This window comes from Acidovorax sp., from assembly GCF_046314175.1.
Taxonomy (GTDB): domain Bacteria; phylum Pseudomonadota; class Gammaproteobacteria; order Burkholderiales; family Burkholderiaceae_C; genus Acidovorax.
This window is the reverse complement of the sequence record NZ_JBKBXG010000069.1, coordinates 21,736-27,735: the sequence shown is the minus strand read 5'-3', so window position 1 is coordinate 27,735 and position 6,000 is coordinate 21,736. Positions and strand designations below refer to the sequence as shown.

The following is a 6,000-nucleotide window of genomic DNA, read 5'->3' as shown; positions in this document are numbered from 1 at the left end:
AACAGTAACGGCCATGGCTATTCCTCTTATGAATGTGGATCGTGCTGGCTGCAGCGCAGCAGCGCCGTGTTCCGCAAAGTCTCACATGGGTGGTGCGCGGGGGGGGACTCGAACCCCCACAGTATTGCTACCGTCAGGACCTAAACCTGGTGCGTCTACCAATTTCGCCACCCGCGCGGTTCTACAAACAAACAGGCGGCAAACTACGCTGCCGCCTGTGTGAAATCGGTCAACCTTCTATTTTACCTGATGCGGACAGGCTGCCCGTCAAACGCCCCCAAGAACTTCGGGCTCTGGCCGTTTGACGCGGAACCAGGCCGCGTACATCGCGGGCAACGCCAGCAGGGTCAGCACGGTGGCGACGATGAGCCCGCCCATGATGGCCACAGCCATCGGGCCCCAGAACACGCTGCGCGACAGCGGGATCATGGCCAGCACGGCCGCCGCAGCGGTCAGCACGATGGGGCGCAGTCGCCGCACGGCCGATTCCACGATGGCATCCCAAGCAGGCACGCCCCGCGCGCGGTCCTGCTCGATCTGGTCAATCAAGATCACCGAGTTGCGCTGGATCATCCCCATGAGCGCGATCACCCCCAGCAGCGCTACAAAGCCGAACGGGCGGTTGAGCAAAATCAGCGCACCCGCCACACCCGCCAGACCCAGAGGCCCGGTCAAAAACACCAGCATCGCGCGGCTGAAGCTGTGCAATTGCAGCATTAGCAGCGTGAAGGTGATGAACAGCATGACCGGGATGCCCGCCGCAATCGACGCCGAGCCCTTGGAGCTTTCCTCCACGGCGCCTGCCACCTCAATGCGATAAGCCCCCTGCCCCGACGCGCGCCATTTCGCCTCGATGTCCTTGAGCGCTGGTTGCAGCGCCGCCGTCACCGTGGCGCCCTGCAGCCCCTCAGTCACATCGCCTTGCACCGTGATGGCGTAGTTGCGGTTTTCACGCCACATCACACCCGGCTCCCAGGTGAACACCGGCTTGGCGATCTGGGTGAGCGGGATCGATTTGCCCGAGGCCGTGGGCAGGTAGGCATTGGCGATGTCGGTGATGGCGTTGCGCTCGTCCAGCGGCTGGCGCAGCAAGATGTCGATGAGCTTGTCGCCTTCTCGGAACTGGCCCACCTGGGTGCCCGACAAAATGGTCTTCGATGCCTGCGCAATGGACTGGCTCGTCACACCCAATGCGCGCGCCTTGGCCTGGTCCACCTCCAGGCGCAGCACCTTCACGGACTCGTTCCAGTTGTCGTTCACGCCGCGCATGTCGGGGTTCTGGCGCAACTGGGCTTTCACCTCGTCGGCGCGCTCACGCAACACCAGCGGATCAGGCCCCACCACGCGGAACTGCACGGGGTACGGCACGGGCGGCCCATTGGGCAGCAGCTTGACTCGGCCACGCACTTCGGGGAACTCCTCGGCCAGTAGCGCTGGCAGCTTCACGCGCAGCGACTCGCGCACCTTCAAGTCCTTGGGCACCACGATGAATTGCGACACGTTGCTCTGCGGGAACACCTGGTCGAGCGGCAAGTAAAAGCGCGGCACGCCCGAACCCACCCAGGTGCTGACCGTGTTCACGCCCGGCTCGGACAACAGGCGCTGCTCCACCCGCTTGGTGACTTCTTCGTTGCCTGCAAAGGACGTGCCCTCAGGGAACCAGACGTCCACCATGATTTCGGGCCGACTCGAATCGGGGAAGAACTGTTGCTGCACCTGGCCCATGCCCACAATGCCCAGCGCAAACGTGAGCACCGTGGCGCCAATAGTCAGCCACCGGTGCTGCACACACCAGTCCACCAGGCGGCGGAAGGTGCGGTAGAACGGGCTGTCAAACACTTCGTGCGGATCGTCGGTAATGCCCTTGTTGGCCTGGGCAGCCAGCACATGCGGCGGCACCTTGAGCAGCAGCGTGCCCAGATACGGCACAAAGTACACCGACACGATCCAGCTGAGCACCAGTGCAATCACCGTCACCGCAAAGATCGCAAACGTGTATTCCCCCGTCGTGGACTTGGCCAAGCCGATGGGCAAAAAGCCCGCCGCAGTGATCAGCGTGCCCGTCAGCATGGGCATGGCCGTTATCTCATAGGCAAAGGTGGCGGCGCGCACCTTGTCGTAGCCCTCTTCCAGCTTGAGCACCATCATCTCGACCGCAATGATCGCGTCGTCCACCAGCAGGCCCAGCGCAATGATGAGCGAGCCCAGCGAAATCTTGTGCAGACCGATGCCCCAGTACCACATGGCCAGAAAAGTCACCGCCAGCACCAGCGGGATGGTGATGCCCACCACCAGCCCCGGGCGCGGGTCGATGTACCAGCGCTTCCACAGTGGCTGGTTGCCCGGCCGCTTGTGCAGCCCCAGCGCGATAAAGCTCACCGCCAGCACGATGACAACAGCCTCGATCAGCACCTTGACAAACTCGTTCACCGAGGTCGCCACCGCCTTGGGCTGATCTTGCACGTTGACGAGCTTGACGCCGGCGGGCAGCGAACTGCCGATGCGGTCGGTGGTTGCGTGCAGCGCCTTGCCCAGCGCAATGATGTCGCCACCCTTGGCCATGGAGACACCCAGCGCAATCACTTCCTGCCCCTGGTGACGCACCTTCACGGTGGCCGGATCGACATAACCACGCTTGACTTCGGCGATATCCCCCAGCCGCAGCTGCGCGCCCGATGGCCCACGGATGGGCATGGCGCGCAGGTCCTCGATGGCGTTGAACTGCCCCTCAACCCGCACCTGCACCTGGTCTTGCGGCGTCTGGATGGCGCCCGCGCTTTCCACGGCGTTCTGCTGGCCCAGCTGGGCCAGCACCTGGTTCATGTCCAGGCCCAGTTGCGACAGGCGCTTTTGCGAGATCTCGATGAACAGTTTTTCGTCCTGCACACCAAACAGCTCGACCTTGGCCACGTCGGGCACGCGCAGCAGCTGCTGGCGCGCGTCATCGGCAAACTGTTTGAGCTCGGCGTAGCTAAAGCCCTCGGATTCCAGCGCATAGATCACGCCATACACATCGCCAAAGTCGTCGTTGAAGAACGGGCCCTGGATGCCCGACGGCAAGGTGTAGCGCATGTCGCCTACCTTCTTGCGCACGCTGTACCAGACGTTGGCGACCTCGCTGGCCTTGGATGAGTCCTTGATCTGAAAAATGATCTGCGACTCGCCGGGCTTGGAATAACTGCGGATCTTGTCCGCATACGGCACCTCTTGCAGCGTGCGCTCGATCTTGTCGGTGACCTGCTCGGCCACCTGCTGCGCCGTGGCGCCGGGCCAATACGTGCGCACCACCATGGCACGGAAGGTGAAGGGCGGGTCTTCGTCCTGCCCCAGCTGGAAATAGGCGGCAAAGCCGAGCAGCATCAGCACCACCATCAGGTAGCGCGTGAGGGCGGGATGGTCGAGCGCCCACTTGGAGAGGTTGAACCCCTCTTTGGGTTGTACTTGCGTCATGGCCGACCTCAGTTGGCGGTGGAAGCTGCGGGTGCCGCAGCCGTGGCGGCCGGAGCAGCGGATGCGGCGGGCACCGCGGGAATTGCTACTGGATTGGTAGCTGTCTGCGCTTTACTGACGGGCTCTGAGGCCGTTTTTGGCTGATAAATCAGCACCTTCTGCCCGGGCGACAGCACATGCACCCCCGTGGCCACCACCTGCATGCCCGGCGTCAGGCCTGCGGCCACCACGGCCTCGTTGCCGTCGGCCGTGGCAATCTGCACCACCTGTGACTTCACCGTGCTGCTGGCCGCGTCATACACCCACACCGCCGTGGACTGCCCCTCCTGGCGCAGCGCACTGGTGGGCAGCTTGATGGCGGGAATGCCCGCATGGCTGAGCGCCTTGGGCGTGACGTACACGGTGGAGCCCAGCGCGGGGGCATCGGTGCCGTCGATGGCCACCTTGATCTGGTATGTGCGCGTGGCAGCATCGGCACTGGCCGCCACTTCGCGCACGCGCCCCGTCAGGCCAGCGCCGCCGGACCAGCCCCGCACCGCCACTTCAGAGCCTGGGGTGATCTGCCCGACCTTGTCCTCCGGCACCGCAAACACCACGTCGCGCGGGCCGTCCTGCGCAATGCGCACCACGGGGGTTCCGGCCGACACCACCTGGCCCGGTTCGGCGTCAATGCCAGTGACCACGCCCGACACGTCAGCCACCAGCGTGGTGTAGGCCGTCTGGTTGCCTTGCGACGACAGCTGAGCGCGGGCCTGGTCCAGCGTGGCCTGGGCGGCTTTCAGCGTGGCGTCGCGGCGCTCCAGCTCGGCGCCGCTGATGAAGTTCTGGTCCTTCAGTGCCTGGTAGCGCTTGTAGTCAGCAGCGGCCAGGTCACGCTGGGTGGTGGCCGATGCCAGCTGCGCGCGCGCGGCGTCAGCGGCCAGTTGATAGTCGCGCGGGTCCAGCTGCGCCAGCACTTGCCCTGCCTTCACGCGCTGGCCCAGCTCCGCCTGGCGCTGCACGATCTTGCCCGCCACGCGGAATCCCAACCGCGACTCCACCCGCGCCCGCACCTCGCCCGAATACTCCAGGCTGGACTGCAGCGCACCCACGCCCACCGTCAGCAACTTGACGGAGCGCACAGGCTCCTCGGGCGGCGCAGGACGCGAGCAGGCGGCCAGCAAAGCAGCGGCAGCCACCATCAGCAAGGTCCGGCAGTGCCGTTGAAAAGGCCGCGAGGCGGAGGATGTGCGCATGGGAAATCCGGTGAATAGAGTAGGGCTACAAGGAGTTGCAGGGGCTGCACGCAAAACGCAGGCACGAATGCCTGCGCTGAAAACGGAACGGTAGTAACCGTTACCGGCCAGCCTCCTTGTCCCAGGTTGAGTTGGTTTTTTGATTACTGACTGACTGGTTAGTAATCTATGAGAAGCCCCCCGCATTGTCAAGCGACAATCAGCGGGTGAACGACCGCCCAAGCCCCCCTACATCTGAAGTCCCGGCGACCGCATCTGTCGCCGCATACGCATCCGCGCCCCACCTGGCCACGGCCCCGCACAAGAATGACGATGCAGCCATCGCTGCGCCGGTCACCCATTATGAAAACTTCCCGGTCGCGTCCGTGTTGTGCCCGCCGCACCTGCGTCAGCCCATTGCCGCCATCTACGGATTTGCCCGCACCGCTGACGACATTGCCGACGAAGGCGACGCCCCCGCCGCAGACCGCCTGGCCGACCTGACCGCCTACCACGCCGACCTGATGGCCATCGCCCAGGGCCAGCCACCCTCGCCCCGCTGGGCCAGCGTGTTCCTGCCGCTGCAAGCGGTGCTGCGCAGCCACCACCTGCCCGTGCCGCTGCTGGCTGACCTGCTCAGCGCCTTCATGCAAGACGTGGAAAAAACCCGCGATGCCGAAGGCTACGTTGATCGCCACGAACTGCTGGACTACTGCCGCCGTTCCGCCAACCCCGTGGGCCGCCTGTTGCTGCACCTGTATGGCGTGACCGACGCCAAGGCGCTGGAACAAAGCGACGCCGTCTGCACCGCACTGCAGCTCATCAACTTCTGGCAAGACCTGAGCGTAGACATTCCCCGCGGCCGCCACTACCTGCCCCGCGAGGACTGCGCTGCCCACGGCGCCTGCCAGGCCGACCTGCTGGCGCTGCAAAACACGCCCGAAAACATCCGCCTCATCACCGGCTGCGCCCGCTGGGCCCGCGCCAGCATGCAAACCGGCGCCCCCCTGGTGCACCGCCTGCCCGGCCGCGCGGGGTGGGAGCTGCGACTGGTCGTGCAAGGCGGCTTGCGCATTCTGGACAAGGTCGACGCCCTCAAAGGCGGCAGCCTGCACACCCGCCCGCGCCTGCATGCATGGGACTGGTGCGTGATGCTGGGCCGCGCGCTGGTGATGTAAGAAAGATTCATGGGCCACAAGGCGCGCTGACATCCAACTGCACCTGGGTCTTGATGTCAAGCCAAATTGGCCTCTAGCGCTTATCCATCAAGCGCTAGCAGCTATCAATTTGTAAGTACTCCGTCGCTTTCGGCGGTGCATGGACACGCCCCGAAGCC

At 64.7% G+C, this 6,000-nt stretch carries 3 protein-coding genes and 1 tRNA gene; 1 reads left to right on the top strand and 3 read right to left on the bottom strand.

Translation table 11 applies throughout. The features are described 5' to 3' along the window. Positions 1-90 precede the first annotated feature (90 nt). The 3 genes from ACK4OE_RS18365 to ACK4OE_RS18355 all read right to left on the bottom strand — a co-directional run bounded on the left by ACK4OE_RS18365 (position 91) and on the right by ACK4OE_RS18355 (position 4,685). Positions 91-177 (bottom strand) — tRNA-Leu (locus ACK4OE_RS18365). Between the two features lie 90 nt (positions 178-267). Then, positions 268-3,450, bottom strand: coding sequence for an efflux RND transporter permease subunit (locus ACK4OE_RS18360; RefSeq protein WP_409886782.1), 3,183 nt, complete (start codon positions 3,448-3,450; stop codon positions 268-270). An 8-nt stretch (positions 3,451-3,458) separates the two neighbouring features. Then, positions 3,459-4,685, bottom strand: a complete 1,227-nt coding sequence (locus ACK4OE_RS18355; RefSeq protein WP_409886780.1) for an efflux RND transporter periplasmic adaptor subunit — start codon at positions 4,683-4,685, stop codon at positions 3,459-3,461. Between the two features lie 320 nt (positions 4,686-5,005). Here ACK4OE_RS18355 and hpnC point away from each other — a divergent pair, with 320 nt between their 5' ends. Beyond that, positions 5,006-5,842 carry a squalene synthase HpnC gene (gene hpnC / locus ACK4OE_RS18350; protein WP_409886788.1) on the top strand — a complete coding sequence of 279 codons (837 nt, stop codon included), beginning with the start codon at positions 5,006-5,008 and terminating at the stop codon, positions 5,840-5,842. Positions 5,843-6,000 lie beyond the last annotated feature (158 nt).

What these genes read in the sequence shown, in the direction of transcription:
- ACK4OE_RS18360 (WP_409886782.1), bottom strand. Translation starts at nt 3,450, where the DNA reads ATGACGCAAGTACAACCCAAAGAGGGGTTCAACCTCTCCAAGTGGGCG.
- ACK4OE_RS18355 (WP_409886780.1), bottom strand. Translation starts at nt 4,685, where the DNA reads ATGCGCACATCCTCCGCCTCGCGGCCTTTTCAACGGCACTGCCGGACC.